The following is an 18,939-nucleotide window of genomic DNA, read 5'->3' as shown; positions in this document are numbered from 1 at the left end:
CGTCTCGGGTACGTGGCGGGATCTGACGGACAACGTGAACTCGATGGCGTCGAACCTGACGTCGCAGGTGCGCAACATCGCGTCCGTCACCACCGCCGTGGCGAACGGCGACCTGTCGCAGAAGATCACGGTGGACGCGCAGGGCGAGATCCTGGAGCTGAAGAACACCGTCAACACGATGGTGGATCAGCTGTCGTCGTTCGCCGACGAGGTGACGCGGGTGGCCCGGGAGGTCGGCACCGAGGGCAAGCTGGGCGGCCAGGCACAGGTCAAGGGCGTCTCGGGCACCTGGCGGGACCTGACCGAGAACGTCAACCAGCTCGCCTCGACGCTCACCACCCAGCTGCGGGCCATCGCCCAGGTGTCGACCTCGGTGACCCGGGGCGACCTGACCCAGCGGATCGCCGTGGAGGCGCAGGGCGAGGTCGCCGAGCTGAAGGACAACATCAACCAGATGATCGTCACCCTCCGGGAGACGACGAAGAAGAACGCCGAGCAGGGCTGGCTCGACTCGAACCTGGCCCGGATCGGCGGCCTGCTCCAGGGCCAGCGGGACCTGGGCGAGGTCTGCCGGATGATCATGCTGGAGGTGACCCCGCTGGTTGACGCGCAGCTCGGCGCGTTCTTCCTGGCCGACACCTCCGACGGCAGCATGCGGCTGCGGCTGACCGCCTCGTACGGGTACGTGGCGCGGGGCCACGACGTCACGTTCGGGCCGGGCGAGGGGCTGGTGGGGCAGACGGCGCTCTCCCGCCGGACGATCCGGGTGAGCGCCGCGCCGGACGGCCGGCTCACCCTGCGCTCCGGGCTGGCCGACACCCCGCCGGCCGACCTGGTGGTGCTGCCCGTGCAGTTCGAGGGCGAACTGCTCGGCGTGATCGAGTTCGCCAGCGTGGCCGCCTTCTCCGACCTGCACCTGACGTTCCTGGAGCGGCTGGTGCTGACCATCGGCGTGGCGGTCAACACCATCCAGGCCAACCGGCGCACCGAGGAGCTGCTGGCCCAGTCCCAGCGGCTGGCCCACGAGCTGCAGGAGCAGTCGGCCGAGCTGCAGCGCACCAACGCCGAGCTGGAGGACAAGGCCAAGCTCCTGTCGGAGCAGAAGGGCAACATCGAGACCAAGAACCGGGAGATCGAGCTGGCCCGGCTCGGCCTGGAGGAGAAGGCGCAGCAGCTCACCCGGGCCTCGGCGTACAAGTCGGAGTTCCTGGCCAACATGAGCCACGAGCTGCGTACGCCGCTGAACTCGCTGTTGCTGCTGGCCCGGCTGCTGGTGGAGAACTCGGAGCGCAACCTCACCCCGAAGCAGATCGAGTTCGCCCGGACGATCCACAGCGCCGGATCGGACCTGCTCTCGCTGATCGACGACATCCTCGACCTGTCCAAGATCGAGGCGGGCCGGATGGACGTGGAGCCCACCGAGGTCCGGTTCGCCGACATCCGCGCGTACGTCGAGCAGGCGTTCGCCCGGCTGGCCGAGGAGAAGGGCCTCGGCCTCCAGGTACGGGTGGCCGACGAGTTGCCGCCGGCGCTGGTCACCGACGCCCAGCGGTTGCAGCAGATCCTGCGCAACCTGCTCTCCAACGCGGTCAAGTTCACCGACGACGGGACGGTGACGTTGAAGATCGCGCCCGCCCCGGAGAACGCCGTGTTCGACGTGCCGGCCCTGACCAACGCCCGGCAGGTGATCGCCTTCACGGTGATCGATACCGGCATCGGCATCTCCGACGACAAGCTGTCGCTGATCTTCGAGGCGTTCCAGCAGGCGGACGGCACGACCAGCCGCCGCTACGGCGGCACCGGGTTGGGGCTGTCGATCAGCCGCGACCTGGCCCGCCTGCTCGGTGGTGCGATCGCCGTGACGTCGGCGCCCGGCGAGGGGTCGACGTTCACGCTGTACGTACCGGACGTGCTGGCGCCGGACGCGGTGGTCGCCCCGGCGCCGCCGTCGCCGGCCCGGGCGGGCCTGCCGTCGTCGCTGCTCATGCCGCCGCCTGAGCTGCCGGAGCCGGCCGAGACGCCGGCCACCCGACAGCTGGAGGGCGTGACGGTGCTGATCGTCGACGACGACGTGCGGAACGTCTTCGCGCTGACGAGCGCATTGGAACTGCACGGGATGACCGTGTTGTACTCGGACAACGGGGCGGACGGGGTTCGCCTGCTGGCCGAGCATCCGGAGGTGGACATCGTGCTGATGGACGCGATGATGCCCGACCAGGACGGATACGAGACCACCCGGCAGATCCGACGTAACCACCGGTTCGCCGACCTCCCGATCGTCTTCCTGACCGCGAAGGCGATGCCGGGCGACCGCGAGTCCGCGCTCGCGGCGGGGGGCAGCGACTACATCACCAAACCGGTCGACCTGGACGAGCTGATCGAGTTGATGGCGTCCTGGGTGAGCGACGGCCGAGGCGAGGAGAAATCGTGAGCCAGACGGCCAAGGCCCTGTTGGTCGACGACCGGCGGGAGAACCTGATGGCCCTGGAGGCCATCCTCCAGGGGCTTCCGGTGCAGTCGGTCGCCGTGGAGAGCGGAGAGGCGGCACTCAAGCAGCTGCTGGTGGACGACTTCGCGGTCATCCTGCTGGACGCGCAGATGCCGGACATGGACGGCTTCGAGACCGCCAGCCACATCAAGCGGCGGGAGCGCACGCGGCACGTACCGATCATCTTCCTGACGGCGGCGGACAAGGACGCCCAGCTCGCCCTGCGCGGGTACGCGGTGGGCGCGGTGGACTACCTGACCAAGCCGTTCGACCCGTGGGTGCTGCGGGCCAAGGTGTCGGTCTTCGTCGAGCTGTGGGTGAAGACCCGCCAGCTCGCCGCCCAGTCGGACCTGGTCCGGGAGCGCGAGGCGCAGTGGCGCACGCTCACCGACGCGGTCGACGAGGCGAGTGCCCTGCTGCGCGCCGACGACCCGGACGCCCGGGCCCGGGCGCTGGACCTGCTGGAGCAGGCCCGCTGGGGCAACACGCTCTGATTTTTCAGGCGGGCGGCGGCCCGCCGTGCCGACCCGTCAGGCGGGCGGGGCCCGCCGCGCTGGCCCTTCAGGCGGGCGGAGGCCCGCCGTGGCCGGTGGCGGCGCGGCGCGCCCGCCACCGCTCGCCGAGTGATTCGACCTCCTCCTGGACGAAGAGGAAGAAGTCCCGCATCTCGGAGATCCGCTCCCCGGCCGGGGTGTCCCGCCCGCGCAGCGCGTCCACGCCCCCGCCCGCGATGTCGATGAAGTTCTTGTAGAGGCCGGTCTTGGTGATCGTGGCCTCGTACCAGGGGTTGTCCGGCACCCGGTAGCGGTCCCGGCGGGAGCGCGGCACCGGCTCCCGGATCAGCATCCCGAACTGGGTCAGGTACCGGACCGCGCCGGAGACCGCCGCCGCGCTGACCCCGAGCCGCTCGCCGATCTCGGCGGCGGTCAGCGGGTCGTCCGCGCTCATCACCGTGAACAGCACGCGGGCGGCCATCCGGGGGAACCCGACCTCCGCGAAGGCCATGGCCATTCTCTCGACGAAGAGGTGGACCTCCTCCTCGTTGCGGCGGATCGGGTCGGCGGCGGTCATTCCGGTACGTCTCCTCGGGTCCGTCGGGTATTTGATGGTGCCCTAGCCTGCACAGTCTTCACAAGTTTATGAAACGAGCGTAGCTTCTGATACATGGAAACTCCCATAGCGGTCTCCGGCCTTGTCAAGACCTTCGGCCGGACCCGGGCGCTCGACGGACTCGACCTCACCGTCCGCGCCGGCGAGGTGCACGGCTTCCTCGGCCCCAACGGCGCCGGCAAGTCCACCACGATCCGGGTGCTGCTCGGCCTGCTGCGGGCGGACGCGGGGGCCGTCCGCCTCCTGGACGGCGACCCCTGGCGGGACGCCGTCGCGCTGCACCGCCGCCTGGCGTACGTGCCGGGCGACGTGACGCTGTGGCCCAACCTGACCGGGGGTGAGGTGATCGACCTGCTCGGACGGATGCGCGGCGGCGTCGACCGCGCCCGCCGCGACGAGCTGCTGGAGGCGTTCGAGCTGGACCCGCGCAAGAAGGGCCGGGCGTACTCGAAGGGCAACCGGCAGAAGGTCGGGCTGGTTGCCGCCCTCGCGTCCGACGCCGAGCTGTTGATCCTCGACGAGCCGACCTCGGGGCTCGACCCGCTCATGGAGGAGGTCTTCCAGCACTGGGTGGGCCGGGCCCGCGAACAGGGGCGCACCGTGCTGCTCTCCAGCCACATCCTCGGCGAGGTCGAGGCGCTCTGCGACCGGGTGACGATCATCCGAAACGGTCGCGCGGTGGAGACCGGCACCCTGACCGAGCTGCGCCACCTCCAGCGCACCTCCGTCGACGCCGAGCTGGCCGGGCCGCCGCACGGGCTGGCCGACCTGTCCGGCGTGCACGACCTGCGCGTCGACGGCAACCGGGTCCGCTTCGACGTGGACACCCCGGCCCTCGACGGCGCGCTGCGCCGGCTCACCGAGATCGGCGTCCGGAGCCTGGTGAGCCGGCCGCCGACGCTGGAGGAGCTGTTCCTGCGGCACTACGAGGCCGCGCCTGTCGAGGTGGCCCCCCGGTGAGCGCGAGGAGTGAGCGGGGTTTGCGAGCCCCGCAGTCGCGAACGAAAGGTGGCCCCGTGACCGGCACCGGCCACCTCGTCCGGCTGATCCTGCGTCGCGACCGCGTCCTGCTGCCGATCTGGGTGCTGCTGATCGCGGCGCTGCCGGCGAGCTACGCCACGACGTACGCGGAGCTGTACCCGAGCGTGGCGGAGCGCGCCGCGTACGTGGCCACCACCGCCGGCAACCCGTCGATCGTCGCGCTGCTCGGGCCGGTGTACGGCGACAGCGTCGGCGCCCTCGCCGCCCAGCGGGCCGGGCTGCTGCACCTGATCGTGGGGCTGATCAGCCTGCTCGTCGTCGTCCGGCACACCCGTGCCGAGGAGGAGGCGGGCCGCCGGGAACTGCTCGGCGCGACCGTCCTCGGCCGGTACGCCGGGTTGGCCGCCGCGCTGCTCGTGACGTACGCCGCGGACCTGCTGCTCGGGCTGCTCGTCGCCGGCGGGCTGGTCGCCACCGATCTGCCGGCGGCCGGTTCCCTGGCGTTCGGGCTGTCGGTCGCGTTCGCCGGGATCGCCTTCGCCACCGTGGGCGCCCTCGCCGCGCAGCTCACCGAGAGCACGGGCGGCGCCCGGGGAATGGGCGTCGGGGTGCTCGGGGCGGCGTACCTGCTCCGGCTCGCCGGGGACGCTGGCGCAACGGCGTGGCTGAGTTGGCTCTCCCCGCTGGGCTGGGCGCAACGCACCCGCCCGTACGCCGGTGAGCGCTGGTGGCCGTTGGCGCTGCTGGCCGGGCTGGCCCTGCTCGCGGGCGCGGCGGCGTTCCGGCTCTCGGCGCGCCGGGACCTCGGGGCCGGCGTGCTGCCGGCGCGGCTCGGCCCGGCCGTCGCGGGTCGGGCGCTCGCCGGCCCCTGGGGGCTGGTCTGGCGGCTGAACCGGGTCGCGCTGCTCGGCTGGACCGTCGGCGCGGCGGCGCTGGGCGCGGTGCTCGGCGGCGCCGCCGAGGCGGCCGGGGACGCGGTGCGGGGCAACGAGGCCCTCGCCGAGTTGCTGGAGCGCCTGGGCGGCTCGGCGTCGGTCGCGGAGGCGTACCTCGGGGCGACCCTGGGCATCACCGCGATCGCGGCGGCCGGCTACGGCATCCAGACCGCCCTGCGGATGCGTACGGAGGAGGCCGGGCAGCGCGCCGAGCCGGTGCTCGCCACCGGCGTGAGCCGGTCCCGGTGGCTGCTCAGCCACCTCGGGTTCGCGCTTCTCGGCCCTGCGGTGATGCTGGCGGTGACGGGACTGGTCACCGGGCTCGCCTACGGGATCAGCGTCGGCGACGTGGCCGGCAAGGTGCCGCGGCTGACCGGGGCGGCGCTGGCCCACGTGCCGGCGGTGTGGGTGCTGGTCGGGCTCGCGGTGCTGCTGTTCGGCCTGCTGCCCCGGATCAGCGTCGGGGCCGCCTGGGGGGCGCTCGCCGCCTGCCTGCTGCTCGGCCAGCTCGGGGCGGTCCTGGACCTGAGCCGGTGGCTGCTGGACCTGTCCCCGTTCACCCACACCCCGCAGGTCCTCGGCGGGCCGGTCGACGCCACCCCGCTGCTGGCCCTGACCGCGACGGCCGCTGCCCTGGCGGCAGCGGGCCTGGCCACCTTCCGCCACCGCGACGTCCCGACCTGACCCGCCGGCGCGCCCTCGTCGATCATGGAGTTGGCGGCGTTTTCGATCTCCACCGGTGCCGTCAACCCCATGATCAACGGCCTCGGCCGGGGGCCGGTGCGGGACCGGGCCAGGGCGGGCCGGGGGTCAGGCCGTGGGGTGGCCGTTGCGGATCATCAGGGCCGAGCGGAGGCCGGTGATGTCCAGGACGCGGAGCAGGAAGTCGCCCACGTTGGTCAGAACGAGCAGGCTCTGGGCGTGGCTGGCCTTGCGGCTGAGCACGACCAGGGTGCCCAGCCCCTGCGAGTCGCAGAAGGTGACGCCGCCCAGGTCGAGGACGATCCGCGGCGGCGCCTCGGTGAGCACCTCGTTGACGACGGTCGACAGTTGGGCGGCCGTGAGCATGTCGATCTCACCGGTCAGGCGAAGCACGGCTTCATCGCCCGTCCGATGCACCGTGATGGACAGTTCGGCACGATCCACCGCGTCAGCCTATCGCGATCTCGCCGCCCGGGCCTGTCGAGGCGGGCACCGGGACGGAGCGGGTGGGGCCCGCCGTGACCGGCGTGGGGATCAGGCTCGACTGCCCGGAGCCGGTCACGCTGGGACGGAGCGGGTGGGGCCCGCCGTGACCGGCGCAGGGATCAAGCCTGACCGCCCGGAGCCGGTCACGGCGGGCCCCACCCCCGGCCGACGGATGCCTGCCAGCGCCGCCGACGAGCCCGTGGAACGCGTGAGCCCGGTAACCCCCGACCCGGGGTGGCTGCCGATTCGCCCTTCGGCGCTGACACAATGGCGGCATCGTGACCGACACCTTTTCCGCCGGATCCGGCCGTCACCCGGCCGACGCGCCGGCCTCCGAGGCCCTGTTCGACCGCGCCCGCGCCATCGTGCCGGGCGGGGTGAACTCCCCCGTACGCGCGTTCCGCGCCGTCGGCGGCACCCCGCGCTTCATGGTCCGGGGGGAGGGTCCCTGGCTCTACGACGCGGACGAGCGGCGCTACGTCGACCTGGTCTGCTCCTGGGGGCCGCTGATCCTCGGGCACGCCCACCCGGAGGTGGTCGACGCCGTCCAGGCCGCCGCCGCCCGGGGCACCAGCTTCGGCACCCCCACCCCCGGTGAGGTGGAGCTGGCCGCCGAGATCGTCGCCCGTACCCCGGTCGAGCAGGTCCGGCTGGTCAACTCGGGCACCGAGGCCACCATGTCGGCGATCCGGCTGGCCCGGGGCTGCACCGGCCGTCCCAAGATCGTCAAGTTCGCGGGCTGCTACCACGGGCACGTCGACGCGCTGCTCGCCGCCGCCGGCTCCGGCGTGGCGACCCTCGGCCTGCCCGACTCGCCCGGCGTCACCGGCGCGGCGGCCGGCGAGACGATCGTGCTGCCGTACAACGACCTCGCCGCCGTCGAGGAGGCGTTCGCCGCCGAGGGGCAGCACATCGCCGCCGTGATCACCGAGGCGGCGGCGGGCAACATGGGCGTGATCGCCCCGCGCGACGGGTTCAACCAGCAGCTCGCCCGGATCGCCCACGCGCACGGCGCGCTGCTGATCGTCGACGAGGTGATGACCGGGTTCCGGGTCTCCCGCTCCGGCTGGCACGGCGTCGACCCGGTCGACGCCGACCTGTGGACGTACGGGAAGGTCATGGGCGGTGGCCTGCCTGCGGCGGCGTTCGGCGGGCGGGCGGAGATCATGGCCCGGCTCGCCCCGGCCGGCCCGGTCTACCAGGCCGGCACGCTCTCGGGTAACCCGCTGGCCTGCGCCGCCGGGCTGACCACGCTGCGGCTGGCCGACGACGCCGTGTACCGCCGGCTCGACGACACGGCCACCGCTGTGGGCAAGCTCGCCGCGGACGCGCTGGCCGCCGCCGGGGTCCCGCACCGGCTGTCGTACGCGGGCAACATGTTCTCGATCTTCTTCACCGACGCCGACGTGGTCGACTACGACAGCGCGCGGACCCAGCACGTCCCCGCGTTCACGGCGTTCTTCCACTCGATGCTCGCCGACGGGGTCTACCTGCCGCCGAGCGCGTTCGAGGCGTGGTTCGTCTCGGCGGCGATCGACGACGCCGCCCTGGAGCAGATCGCCGCCGCGCTGCCGAGGGCCGCGAACGCGGCGGCAGCGGCGGGTCACGGGGGGTAGCGGCGGTGAGCAAGACGGTGGTCCACGTGCTCCGGCACGGCGAGGTGCACAACCCGGACCGGATCCTCTACGGCCGGCTGCCCGGCTTCCGGCTGTCCGAGTTGGGCGTGCAGATGGCCAAGGCGGCGGCCCAGGGGCTCGCCGAGCGGAACGTGGTGCACGTGGTGGCCAGCCCGCTGGAGCGCGCGCAGCAGACCGCCGAGCCGATCGCCGCGCAGTTCGGCCTGCCCGTCGGGGTGGACGAGCGGCTGATCGAGAGCGCCAACTGGTTCGAGGGCAAGAAGGTCTCCCCGGGCGACGGGTCGTTCCGCGACCCGCGCAACTGGTGGGTGCTGCGCGACCCGGTCACCCCGAGCTGGGGCGAGGCGTACCGGGCCATCGCCGAGCGGATGTTCGCCGCCCTGCACGCCGCCCGGGTCGCCGCCGAGGGGCGCGAGGCTGTGCTCGTCTCCCACCAGCTCCCCATCTGGACGCTGCGCCGGTACGTCGAGCGCAAGCGGCTCTGGCACGACCCGCGCAAGCGGCAGTGCGGGCTGGCCAGCCTCACCTCGTTCCACTTCGAGGGCGCCAAGGTCGTCGGGATCGGCTACACCGAGCCCGCCGCCCACCTGGTCGCCACCTCGCCGACCGCGCGGACGGCCAAGGGGGCCTGATGCGCACCCGGAGGTGGATCGGGGGACTCCTCGCGGCCGTGACGGCCACGGCGGCGCTGGCCGGCTGCACCGGCGAGAGCCAGGAGCAGCGCTGCGTGACCCGCGACGGCGTCATCGAGTGCGCCCCCGACCAGCGCTCCGCCGCCCCGAAGCTCGCCGGTGAGCTGCTCACCGGCGGCAGCTACGACGTCGCCACGGCCCGCGGCCAGGTGGTCGTGCTCAACTTCTGGGGCTCCTGGTGCGCGCCCTGCCGCGCGGAGGCGGACGACCTGGAGGCCGTCCACCAGGCCACCAAGGGCTCCGGCGTGACGTTCCTCGGCATCAACGTGCAGGACAACCGGGACAAGGCCCTCGCGTTCGAGGAGGGCCGGGTCACCTACCCCAGCCTCTTCGACCCACCGAGCCGCCTCGCCCTCGCCTTCGACATCTCGCCCACCACCATCCCGACCACCGTCCTGCTGGACCGCGACGGCCGGGTCGCCGTGGTGATCCGGGCGGCGGTCACCCGGGAGAAACTCCAGCCGATCGTCGAGCGGATCGCCGCCGAGAAGCCGGCACCAGACGGTTCCCGCTGATGGGTGAGACGTTCCGCGAACTCGCGCAGAGCGGCCCGCTGCTGCTGGCGGTCGGCGCGGCGGCGCTCGCCGGGCTGGTCAGCTTCCTCTCGCCGTGCGTCCTGCCGCTGGTCCCCGGCTACCTCTCGTACGTCACCGGCCTGGCCGGCGCCGACCTGGAGGGCCGGGGGACGCGCCAGGCCGACGTGACGCCCGCCGGGGGCGGCGGCGTGGCGGTACGCGAGGCGACCCGGGAGCGGGCCCGTACCGCGGCTGTCAAGGGCCGCGTCCTCGCCGGGACGCTGCTGTTCATCGGCGGCTTCACCGTCGTCTTCACCGCCACCGCGATCCTCTTCGCCAGCGTCGGCAAGGTCTTCATCCGCTACGAGCGGGCCCTGGAGATCGTCATCGGGGCGCTGGTCGTCGTGCTCGGGCTGGCGTTCGTCGGCCTGATCCCCGGCCTGCAACGGGAGTTCCGCATCCACCGGCTGCCGTCCGCCGGGCTCGCCGGGGCGCCGGTCTTCGGCGCGGTCTTCGCGCTGAGCTGGATGCCCTGCACCGGCCCGACGCTGGGGGCGGTGCTCGGCATGGCCACTCCCGGCGGGCAGACCGACCGCGCCGTGGTGCTCGCGGTGGCGTACTGCCTCGGGCTGGGGATACCGTTCGTCGTCTTCGGGCTGGGCTTCCACCGCCTGCTCGGGGTGTTCCGCGCCGTCCGGCGCAACAGCCGCTGGGTCACCCGCGTCGGCGGGGTGCTGCTGATCCTGATCGGCCTCGCGCTGGTCACCGGCGGGTGGACCAACTTCGTGATCTGGTTGCAGACGACGGTCGGCGTGGGCGAGGTGAACATCTGATGACGACCGTGGCGGACCGGCCGGCCACCCCGGCTCCCGAGGCGCCCCGCCGCCGGCCCAACCCGGTGCTCGCCCTGCTGCGCAACTCGTGGCGGCAGCTCACGAGCATGCGTACGGCGCTGATCCTGCTCTTCCTGCTCGCCGTCGCGGCCATCCCCGGCTCGGTGCTGCCGCAGCGCGGGGTCAACCCGGAGAAGGTCAACGAGTACTTCGTCGACCACCCCGACCTGGCCCCCCGGCTGGACCGGATCGGCGCGTTCGAGGTCTTCGGGTCGGTCTGGTTCTCCGCGATCTACCTGCTGCTGTTCACGTCCCTGATCGGCTGTATCGTGCCGCGGCTGCGCGACCACGTCCGCGCGCTGCGGGCGAAGCCGCCGGCCGCGCCGAAGCGCCTGGACCGGCTGCCCCAGCACGCCACGCTGGCGGCGGCCACCGACGCCGCCGCCATCGCCGCCGAGCTGCGTCGGCGTCGCTGGCGGGTGGTGGTACGCGGCGCCGAGGTCTCCGCCGAGAAGGGGTACCTCAAGGAGACCGGCAACCTGCTCTTCCACGTCTCGCTGGTCGCGGTGCTGCTCGGGGTCGCCCTCGGCTCCTGGTACGGCTGGCATGGCAACCGCCTGCTGGTGGCCGGCGAGGAGAACGCGTTCTGCAACACCCGGCAGCAGTACGCCGAGGCCAAGCTCGGCCCCCGCGTCGACAGCGCCGACCTGCCGCCGTTCTGCCTGACCCTGAACCACTTCGACGCGCGGTTCCTGAAGTCGGGGCAGGCGGACTACTACCGGGCCAACGTCGACGTGAAGGACGAGAGCGGCGAGGTCATCCGGGGGGCGGCGTCGTTCTCGGTCAACGACCCGCTGCGCCTCGGCGACGCCAACGTCTACCTGCTCGGCCACGGGTACGCGCCGATCCTGCGCTACACCGACCGGTTCGGCCGCTCCCAGACCAGCACGGTCCCGTTCCTGACCACCGGGGACGTCGCGCTGACCAGCGAGGGCGTGGCCGCGTTCCCGGACGCCAACGTCGACCCGAAGACCGGCCGGCGGGACGCGAACCTCCAGGTCGCCTTCGAGGGGCTGTACCTGCCCACCGCGCCGCAGGAGGGCCCGTTCAACCGGTCGGAGTTCCCGACCGAGCGCAACCCGGCCGTCGTGCTGGTCGCGTACCGGGGGAACCTGGGCATGGACGCCGGCATCCCCGGCTCGGTGTACCAGCTCGACCAGCGCCAGGTCACCAGCGGCAAGCTCAAGCAGGTCGGCAACAAGAAGCTGGCCGTCGGCGAGAAGTGGACGCTGGACGACGGCAGCGTGCTGGAGTTCCTCGGCACCGATCCGTACATCACCCTGTCGGTGCGGTACGACCCCGGTACCACGCTGCTGCTGGGCAGCTCGGCGGCGCTGCTGATCGGCCTGATGGGCGCCCTGTTCGGCAGGCGCCGCCGGGTCTGGTTCCGGGTCACGCCCGCCCCGGCGGGTGCCGCCGACGACCCCGCCGGTGGATCTCCGACGGGCGGTAGTAGCTTGGTGGAGGCCGGTGGCCTGCCGCGCACCGACTATCCCGGGTTCGCCGACGAGTTCGCGCAGCTCGTCGCCGCCGTACGCGGCGACGGGGAGCCGGACGGGCGGGCCGGCGAGGGCCCGGCCGGGCGCCCCGCCGGGACGCGAGAAGGAGCCGAGTGATGTCCGCACTCTCCGACCATCTGGTCACGTTCGCGACCCTGGCGTACCTGGTCGCGATGATCTGCCACGCCGTCGAGTACGCCCTCGGCGACGCCCGGGCCCGGTTCGCCGCCCCGGCCGCCGCGCCCGCGCGCGAGCTGGTCGGCGCCGGCGTCGGCGGCTCCGGCGGCGCCGTCAAGGCCCCCGCCGAGCCGGTCGCGCCCGTGTCCCCGGCCGTCGATCGCCCGGCGCGGCGGGCCCGGCTGGCCGGCCGCCTCGGGGTCTGGGTCACCGCGCTGGCCGCGGCGCTGCACCTGGCGGCCACGGCCACCCGCGGCATCGCCGCCGACCGGATGCCGTGGGGCAACATGTACGAGTACGTGCTCACGGCCTCGTTCATCGGGACCGCCGCGTGGCTCGTCGTGCTCTGGAAGCGCCCGTCGCTGCGCCGACTCGGGCTGTTCCTCACCCTCGTCATGGTGCTGCTGCTGGCGTTCGCCGAGCTGAAGCTCTACGTCGAGGTGGTGCCGCTGATGCCGGCGCTGCAGTCGTGGTGGTTCATCATCCACGTCTCGACGATCATCTTCGCCTCCGGCGTCTTCCTGCTGGGCGTGGTGCCGGCCGTCGCGTTCCTCATGCGCAACGGGTACGAGCAGGGCAGACGCAGCTTCCCGTACACGCTGGCCCGGCGGCTGCCGGCGGCGGCCGGACTGGAGCGGCTGACCTTCGCGCTGCACGCCTTCTCGTTCCCGCTGTTCACCTTCGCGGTGATCGCCGGGGCCATCTGGGCGGAGGCCGCGTGGGGCCGGCCGTGGGGCTGGGACCCGAAGGAGACCTGGGCGTTCATCTCCTGGGTGGTGTACGCCGGCTACCTGCACGCCCGGGCCACCCCGAGCGTGCGGCGCAACGTCGCCACCTGGATCGCGGTCCTCGGGTTCCTCACCATGCTGATGAACCTGTTCGGCGTGAACTTCTTCTTCACCGGCCTGCACTCGTACGCCGGCGTCAACTGAGCACGCCGGTCGACGCCGAGCCGAGGTACAGTTTTCTGTACACGCGCCACGGAGGTGACCATGCGGACCGTGAACTTCACCCAGCTACGCCAGAATCTGGCCGCCGAGCTCGACAGCGTCATCAACGACGCGGAGGAAGTTGTGGTGACCCGGTCGGGCCACGAGCCGGTCGTCATCGTCCCCCTCGCCGAGTACGAGGCGATGAAGGAGACCGAGTACCTCCTTCGTAACCCGAGCAACGCCGCGGCCCTGCGCCGGTCGATCGCGGAACTCGGACGGGGCGACGCCGGGGAGCGGGAGCTCATGGACCCGGCCGCGGTTCGTGATGTGGCGTGAGGCTGGTCTTCACGCCGACGGCATGGAGCCAGTACCTCAGTCACACCGACCGTAAGTTGGTCAAACGGATCAACGATCTCATTGCCGACGTCATGCGCAACGGCTACGAGGGCATCGGCAAGCCGGAACCCCTTCGGGGGGAGTTGTCGGGCTTCTGGTCCAGGCGGATCGACCGTGAGCACCGGCTGGTGTATCGGATCACGGACGGTGACGTCGAGATCGTCGCCTGCCGGTACCACTACGGCGAAAGGTAGCGGCCTGCGCCGGGCTCAGCCGCTTATCGGGCTCAGTCGATCCGGCGGGCGGCGGCGATTGCCGGTGAGCACTCGGTCGACGCCGAGGGTGACCTGGTAGGCGATCTCCGGCACGTCGGACAGGTCGATGCGGTCGGCCCGCATGGCGAGTTGGGCGTGCAGCTCCCGGGCGACCGCGTCGCGGATCGCCGCGAGCAGTGGGGAGAGGCCGTCGGGGTCGCCGGACACGTACGCGTCACTCATGCGCTGATCCTTCCGCGCCTCCGTCGCCTCCGCAGTATTTATAAGTACACTCCTTAGAACTGTAGTTATAAGAAGTGCGGTGGTGCGGGTGGCGCTGACAAAGCCGGCCGGGATCTTCGACCGGGACGCGGAGTGGGCCGAGCTCGCCCGTTTCGCGTCCGACCAGCGGGAAGGCGCGACCCTCGGCGTGGTGAGCGGGCGCAGACGCCAGGGCAAGACGCTGCTGCTGTACGAGCTCGCCCGCGCCACCGGCGGCTTCTACTTCGGGGCCACGGAGGCCACCGGCGCCGAGTCGCTGCGCCGGCTCGGCGAGGTGCTCGGCGAGTACGCGGGTGCCCCCGGCCCCGTTCGCCTGCCGGACTGGGGCAGTGCGGTGGACGCTCTGCTCGCCCTCGGCGACGAGCGGCCGATCCCGGTGGTGATCGACGAATTTCCGTATCTGGTGCGTGCCGCCCGCGACCTGCCGTCGATCATCCAGCACGCCCTGACGCCCGGCCGCCCGGAGCGCACCCGGTCCCACGCCCGGCTGCTGCTGTGCGGGTCGGCCCTGTCCTTCATGGGCGGCCTGCTCGCCGGCTCGGCGCCCCTGCGCGGCCGGGCCGGCCTGGAGCTACCCGTCCAGCCGTTGGACTACCGGGCGGCGGCGGCCTTCTGGGGGATCGACGACCCCGGACTGGCCGTCGAGGTGTTCGGCGTCGTCGGCGGGACCCCGGCCTACCGGCGGGAGTACGTCCAGGACGACGCCCCCGCCGGGCGGGACGACTTCGACGACTGGGTGGTGCGGTCGGTGCTGAACCCGGCCCGCCCGCTCTTCCGTGAGGCGCGGTACCTGCTCGCCGAGGACCCGGACCTGCGCGATGCCGCGCTCTACCACTCCGTCCTCGCGGCGGTGGCGGAGGGAAACGCGACCCGGGGCGGCATCGCGGGCTACATAGGACGCAAGGCCACCGACCTGCAACACCCCCTCACGGTGCTGGAGGACGCGGGCCTGCTCGCACGGGACCCGGACCCGTTGCGCAGCGGGCGGAGCCGGTACCGCATCACCGAGCCTCTTGTCACCTTTTACCAGGCCATCATGCGGCCGGCCTGGACGGCCCTGGAACAACGCCGGGGCGCCGACGTCTGGCGCCGGTCCCGGCGCCGGTACACCAGCGCCGTGCTCGGTCCCACGTTCGAGGAGATCGTTCGTCAGTGGGCCCTCCGCTTCGCCGATCCCGAACTCCTCGGCGGCGTCGTGGCGGAGGCGAGCGCGGCGACGCTGACCGACCCGTCCAGCCGTACCAGCCATGAGCTGGACCTGGTCGCGCTCGGCGAGCCGCCCCTCGGCGACGGCGCCCGGCCGGTGCTCGCGATCGGTGAGGTCAAGTGGGGGCGGACGCTGGGCCGGCCCGACCTGGAGCGACTGGCGAGGGCGCGCGACCTGCTGGCGGGGCGGGCGGGAGTCGACGCGTCCGACGCCCGCCTGCTGCTGGCCAGCGCGACCGGCTTCACCGAGGAGTTGGTGCGGACGGCCGACAGCCGGCGGGACGTGGTGCTGGTGGACGCCGCCCGCCTGTACGCGGACTGAGGCGTCCGGGGTCACACCACCCGGCTTGGCCCGCCGGACGGCCGATACGGGAGACTGGCAGGCATGGCGGCTCGTGGCTTCCCGTACACCGATCTGAAGGACTTCCTCGCGGCGCTGGAGCGGGCGGGGGAGCTGCGACGGGTGAGCGTCCCGGTCGACCCGACCCTGGAGATCAGCGAGATCGTCACCCGGACGGTGCGGGCCGGCGGGCCGGCGCTGCTGTTCGAGCGGCCCACCCGGGGCGAGATGCCGGTGGCGATCAACCTCTTCGGCACCGAGAAGCGGATGGCGATGGCGCTCGGCGTCGACTCGCTGGACGAGATCGGCCAGCGGATCGGCGCGCTGGTCAAGCCGGAGCTGCCGGTCGGCTGGTCCGGCATCCGCGAGGGCCTGGGCAAGGTGCTCCAGCTCAAGTCCGTGCCGCCGCGCAGGGTGAAGACCGCCCCCTGCCAGCAGGTGGTCTACCGCGGCGACGACGTCGACCTGAACCGGCTGCCCGGCCTCCAGGTGTGGCCCGGCGACGGGGGGATCTTCCACAACTTCGGGCTGACCCACACCAAGCACCCGGAGACCGGCAAACGCAACCTCGGCCTGTACCGGCTCCAGCAGCACTCCCGCAACACGCTGGGGATGCACTGGCAGATCCACAAGGACTCCACCGCACACCACGCGGTGGCCGAGCGGCTGGGGCAGCGGCTGCCGGTCGCGGTGGCGATCGGCTGCGACCCCGTCGTCTCGTACGCGGCCAGCGCGCCGCTGCCCAGCGACATCGACGAGTACCTGTTCGCCGGGTTCCTGCGCGGCGAGCGGGTGGAGATGGTCGACTGCCTGACCGTCCCGCTCCAGGTGCCGGCGCACGCCCAGGTGGTGCTGGAGGGCTACCTGGAGCCCGGGGAGCGGCTGCCCGAGGGGCCGTTCGGGGACCACACCGGCTTCTACACGCCCGTCGAGCCGTTCCCCGTGCTGCACGTCGAGGCGATGACCATGCAGCGCGACCCGGTCTACCACTCGATCGTCACCTCGAAGCCGCCGCAGGAGGACCACGGCCTCGGCAAGGCCACCGAACGGATCTTCCAGCCGCTGCTCAAGCTGCTGATCCCGGACATCGTCGACTACGACCTGCCGGCCGCCGGGGTGTTCCACAACTGCGCGATCGTCTCGATCCGCAAGCGCTACCCGAAGCACGCCCAGAAGGTGATGAACGCGATCTGGGGCGCCCACCTCATGTCGCTGACCAAGCTGATCGTGATCGTCGACTCCGACTGCGACGTGCACGACTACCACGAGGTGGCCTTCCGCGCGTTCGGCAACGTCGACTACGCCCGGGACCTGCTGCTCACCGAGGGGCCCGTCGACCACCTCGACCACTCGTCGTACCAGCAGTTCTGGGGCGGCAAGGCGGGCGTCGACGCCACCCGGAAGCTGCCGGCGGAGGGCTACACCCGGGGCTGGCCGGAGGAGATGACCATGTCGCCGGAGGTCGTCACCCTGGTCGACAAGCGCTGGAAGGAGTACGGGATCCGATGACCGCCGTGCTGGAGCCCGTCGAACGCCCGGGCCGGGTGAAGTCCTTCCTCCGGCTGGTCGCGATCGAGCACTCGGTCTTCGCGCTGCCGTTCGCGTACCTGTCGGCGCTGACCGCGATGCAGGTCCACGGCGGGCGGGTGCGCTGGCTGGACCTGCTGCTGATCACCGTGGCGATGGTCGGGGCGCGGACGTTCGCGATGGCCGCCAACCGGATCCTCGACCGGCGGATCGACGCGCGGAACCCGCGTACCGCCGGACGGGAGCTGGTCACCGGGGCTGTGAGCGTGCGGACGGCCTGGACCGGTGCGGCCGTCGCACTGGTGGTCTTCCTGGCCGCCGCCGCCCTGCTCAACCCGCTCTGCCTGGTGCTCGCGCCGCTGGCGGTGGTGCCGCTGGTCGTCTACCCGTACGGCAAGCGGTTCACCAACTGGCCGCACGCCATCCTGGCGGTCGCCCAGGCGGTCGGCCCGGTCGGCGCCTGGCTCGCGGTCACCGGCACCCTCGACGGCTCGGGGCCGGCCTGGCTGCTCGGCGCGGCCGTCGGCCTGTGGATCGGCGGCTTCGACCTGATCTACGCCTGCCAGGACGCGGACGTCGACCGCAGGATCGGGGTGCACAGCGTCCCGGCCCGGTACGGGCTGCGCTTCGCCCTGCACGCCTCCACCGTGGCGCACGTGGTGACGTTCGCGCTGTTCATCTGGTTCGGGGCGCTGATCGGGTTCGGCTGGCTCTGGTGGATCGGGCTGGCGCTGACGGCCGTCGCGTTCGGCTACCAGCACCTGGTGGTCAGCCCGACCGACCTGAGCCGGGTCAACCGGGCGTTCTTCACCGCGAACGGGTTCGTCGGCATCGCGCTGTTCGTCTTCGCCCTGCTCGACCTGGTCGTCCGCCTCGGCCTGCGCCCCTGAGCCGCGCCCCTCACCGCACCGTGTAGCGGGCGCTCTCCAGGGTCCAGTCGATGGTGCCCCGCACGGCGTCGGCCACCCCGTCGAGGTGGACGGCGACCGCCTCGTCCAGCGCCGGACCGAACGACGGCACCGCCGCGCGCAGCGCCACGAAGCGGCGCATCGTCGCCCGCCAGCGCTCGGCGGCCAGGTCGACCGCCTCGGCCACCGGGACGCGGTGCTCGGCGGCCAGCGCCAGCACCAGGTTGTGCCCGCCCGAGGTGGCCCGGTCCCGCTCCAGCGAGGCGATGTCGTTGTACCAGGAGAGCAGGTCGTTGCCGGCGTCGGCGAGCCGGCGCAGGGCGGGGTGACGGTACACCGCGTCGGGCAGCGGCCGGCCGCCGACGAACTCGATCAGCGGGTACGACACGTACGCGGCCGAGGTGGCGCGGCGCAGCTCGACGTACCCGGCCACGTCCGGCGGCCGGCCCGCGGCCTTGTCCAGCGCCTCCCGCCACGCGCCGTGCAGGTGGTGGCCGACCGCGTCGGCGAACCGCAGCCGCCAGCGGGCGGGCATCCGGCGGCGCGGCTCCCGCCACGCCCGGACCAGCAGCCGGCGCAGCGGGCCGGTGAGCCCCGGATGACGCGCGCGGGGGCCCTCCCGCAGCAGCGCCAGCGCCCCGTCGCGCAGCGCGCGGATCTGCTCCGGCGTGAGCCGGCCCGGCCCGTCGCAGGCGTCGTCGACCAGGAAGAACCAGGTGAACAGGGTGGCCAGCGAGCGCAGGTCGGGCTCGGTCGCCCCCGGATAGACCCGGCCGGCGTACCGGGCGAAGGCGGCCCGGGACAGCCGGTCCAGTGCCGGGCCGTCCAGGGGCAGGCCGAGGCCGGGCAACTGCCCGTCGAGCCACCGCTGCACCCGGTCGGCGTACGGCGACAGCCGGGACGGAATCGGGCAGTCGGAGCGTAGCGACCAGAGCACCCCGTCGGTCATCGAATGTCTTCCGTGGAAACCCCCGGCTTTAGCCGTGGGGAGGAAACGGAACCCCTGCGGAGCAGGTCAGGGATAGCCCATTCGCCGCCA

General features: G+C 72.8%; 19 protein-coding genes. 15 read left to right on the top strand and 4 right to left on the bottom strand.

Annotated elements, in window-relative coordinates:
• Positions 1–2,431, top strand: a 2,431-nt coding sequence (locus ACGFIZ_RS30970; RefSeq protein WP_393425811.1) for an ATP-binding protein, incomplete at its 5' end; no start/stop codon positions are given.
• Positions 2,428–2,982, top strand: coding sequence for a two-component system response regulator (locus ACGFIZ_RS30965; protein WP_393425808.1), 555 nt, complete (start codon positions 2,428–2,430; stop codon positions 2,980–2,982). The genes ACGFIZ_RS30970 and ACGFIZ_RS30965, both read left to right, overlap by 4 nt.
• 67 nt (positions 2,983–3,049) lie before the next feature.
• On the opposite strand, the gene ACGFIZ_RS30960 is transcribed toward ACGFIZ_RS30965, so the two are convergent.
• Positions 3,050–3,559, bottom strand: coding sequence for a GbsR/MarR family transcriptional regulator (locus ACGFIZ_RS30960; RefSeq protein WP_393425805.1), 510 nt, complete (start codon positions 3,557–3,559; stop codon positions 3,050–3,052).
• A 93-nt stretch (positions 3,560–3,652) separates the two neighbouring features.
• Between ACGFIZ_RS30960 and ACGFIZ_RS30955 the strand changes: the two genes are divergently transcribed.
• Complete coding sequence (locus tag ACGFIZ_RS30955; protein ID WP_393425802.1) at positions 3,653–4,558, top strand: ATP-binding cassette domain-containing protein; 906 nt, start codon at positions 3,653–3,655, stop codon at positions 4,556–4,558.
• Positions 4,559–4,614: 56 nt separating this feature from the next.
• Complete coding sequence (locus tag ACGFIZ_RS30950) at positions 4,615–6,198, top strand: ABC transporter permease (RefSeq protein WP_393425799.1); 1,584 nt, start codon at positions 4,615–4,617, stop codon at positions 6,196–6,198.
• A 126-nt stretch (positions 6,199–6,324) separates the two neighbouring features.
• Here the strand turns inward: ACGFIZ_RS30950 and ACGFIZ_RS30945 are convergent, their stop codons facing one another.
• Positions 6,325–6,660 (bottom strand): STAS domain-containing protein, encoded by a 336-nt coding sequence (locus ACGFIZ_RS30945; RefSeq protein WP_393425796.1) that lies wholly within the window; start codon positions 6,658–6,660, stop codon positions 6,325–6,327.
• Between the two features lie 320 nt (positions 6,661–6,980).
• Between ACGFIZ_RS30945 and hemL the strand changes: the two genes are divergently transcribed.
• From hemL to ACGFIZ_RS30905, 8 genes are read left to right on the top strand one after another with little or no spacing between them, the layout of a single operon-like run.
• The gene (gene hemL / locus ACGFIZ_RS30940) at positions 6,981–8,318 is read left to right on the top strand and encodes a glutamate-1-semialdehyde 2,1-aminomutase (protein WP_393425793.1); all 1,338 of its coding nucleotides are present in this window, start codon (positions 6,981–6,983) and stop codon (positions 8,316–8,318) included.
• A gap of 5 nt (positions 8,319–8,323) precedes the next feature.
• Positions 8,324–8,971, top strand: a complete 648-nt coding sequence (locus tag ACGFIZ_RS30935) for a histidine phosphatase family protein (RefSeq protein WP_393425790.1) — start codon at positions 8,324–8,326, stop codon at positions 8,969–8,971.
• Positions 8,971–9,546, top strand: a complete 576-nt coding sequence (locus ACGFIZ_RS30930) for a TlpA family protein disulfide reductase (protein WP_393425787.1) — start codon at positions 8,971–8,973, stop codon at positions 9,544–9,546. Before ACGFIZ_RS30935 ends, ACGFIZ_RS30930 begins: the two co-directional genes overlap by 1 nt.
• Positions 9,546–10,379 (top strand): cytochrome c biogenesis CcdA family protein, encoded by an 834-nt coding sequence (locus ACGFIZ_RS30925; RefSeq protein WP_393425784.1) that lies wholly within the window; start codon positions 9,546–9,548, stop codon positions 10,377–10,379. Before ACGFIZ_RS30930 ends, ACGFIZ_RS30925 begins: the two co-directional genes overlap by 1 nt.
• A complete protein-coding gene (locus ACGFIZ_RS30920) occupies positions 10,379–12,055 on the top strand; it encodes a cytochrome c biogenesis protein ResB (protein ID WP_393425781.1) in 1,677 nt (558 codons plus the stop codon). Before ACGFIZ_RS30925 ends, ACGFIZ_RS30920 begins: the two co-directional genes overlap by 1 nt.
• Positions 12,055–13,047, top strand: a complete 993-nt coding sequence (gene ccsB, locus ACGFIZ_RS30915; protein WP_393425778.1) for a c-type cytochrome biogenesis protein CcsB — start codon at positions 12,055–12,057, stop codon at positions 13,045–13,047. The genes ACGFIZ_RS30920 and ccsB overlap by 1 nt, the downstream gene beginning before the upstream one ends.
• Before the next feature lie 60 nt (positions 13,048–13,107).
• Positions 13,108–13,383, top strand: coding sequence for a type II toxin-antitoxin system Phd/YefM family antitoxin (locus ACGFIZ_RS30910; protein WP_393425775.1), 276 nt, complete (start codon positions 13,108–13,110; stop codon positions 13,381–13,383).
• Positions 13,380–13,637: a Txe/YoeB family addiction module toxin gene (locus tag ACGFIZ_RS30905; RefSeq protein ID WP_393425772.1), complete on the top strand. Its 258-nt coding sequence runs from the start codon at positions 13,380–13,382 to the stop codon at positions 13,635–13,637. Before ACGFIZ_RS30910 ends, ACGFIZ_RS30905 begins: the two co-directional genes overlap by 4 nt.
• A 15-nt stretch (positions 13,638–13,652) precedes the next feature.
• Here the strand turns inward: ACGFIZ_RS30905 and ACGFIZ_RS30900 are convergent, their stop codons facing one another.
• A complete protein-coding gene (locus ACGFIZ_RS30900; RefSeq protein ID WP_393425769.1) occupies positions 13,653–13,880 on the bottom strand; it encodes a hypothetical protein in 228 nt (75 codons plus the stop codon).
• An 88-nt stretch (positions 13,881–13,968) separates the two neighbouring features.
• On the opposite strand from ACGFIZ_RS30900, the gene ACGFIZ_RS30895 reads away from it, so the two are divergent.
• The 3 genes from ACGFIZ_RS30895 to mqnP all read left to right on the top strand — a co-directional run bounded on the left by ACGFIZ_RS30895 (position 13,969) and on the right by mqnP (position 17,882).
• Positions 13,969–15,447, top strand: a complete 1,479-nt coding sequence (locus ACGFIZ_RS30895; protein ID WP_393425766.1) for an ATP-binding protein — start codon at positions 13,969–13,971, stop codon at positions 15,445–15,447.
• Positions 15,448–15,510: 63 nt separating this feature from the next.
• Positions 15,511–16,974, top strand: a complete 1,464-nt coding sequence (locus tag ACGFIZ_RS30890) for a menaquinone biosynthesis decarboxylase (RefSeq protein ID WP_393425763.1) — start codon at positions 15,511–15,513, stop codon at positions 16,972–16,974.
• Positions 16,971–17,882 (top strand): menaquinone biosynthesis prenyltransferase MqnP, encoded by a 912-nt coding sequence (mqnP, locus tag ACGFIZ_RS30885; protein ID WP_393425761.1) that lies wholly within the window; start codon positions 16,971–16,973, stop codon positions 17,880–17,882. The genes ACGFIZ_RS30890 and mqnP overlap by 4 nt, the downstream gene beginning before the upstream one ends.
• A 10-nt stretch (positions 17,883–17,892) precedes the next feature.
• On the opposite strand, the gene ACGFIZ_RS30880 is transcribed toward mqnP, so the two are convergent.
• Positions 17,893–18,849 carry a terpene synthase gene (locus ACGFIZ_RS30880; RefSeq protein ID WP_393425758.1) on the bottom strand — a complete coding sequence of 319 codons (957 nt, stop codon included), beginning with the start codon at positions 18,847–18,849 and terminating at the stop codon, positions 17,893–17,895.
• Positions 18,850–18,939 lie beyond the last annotated feature (90 nt).

This window comes from Micromonospora sp. NPDC048830 (genome assembly GCF_043198215.1).
Taxonomy (GTDB): Bacteria; Actinomycetota; Actinomycetes; order Mycobacteriales; family Micromonosporaceae; genus Micromonospora.
Note: the sequence above shows the minus strand (reverse complement) of the source record. Positions and strands in the feature narration are given on the sequence as shown.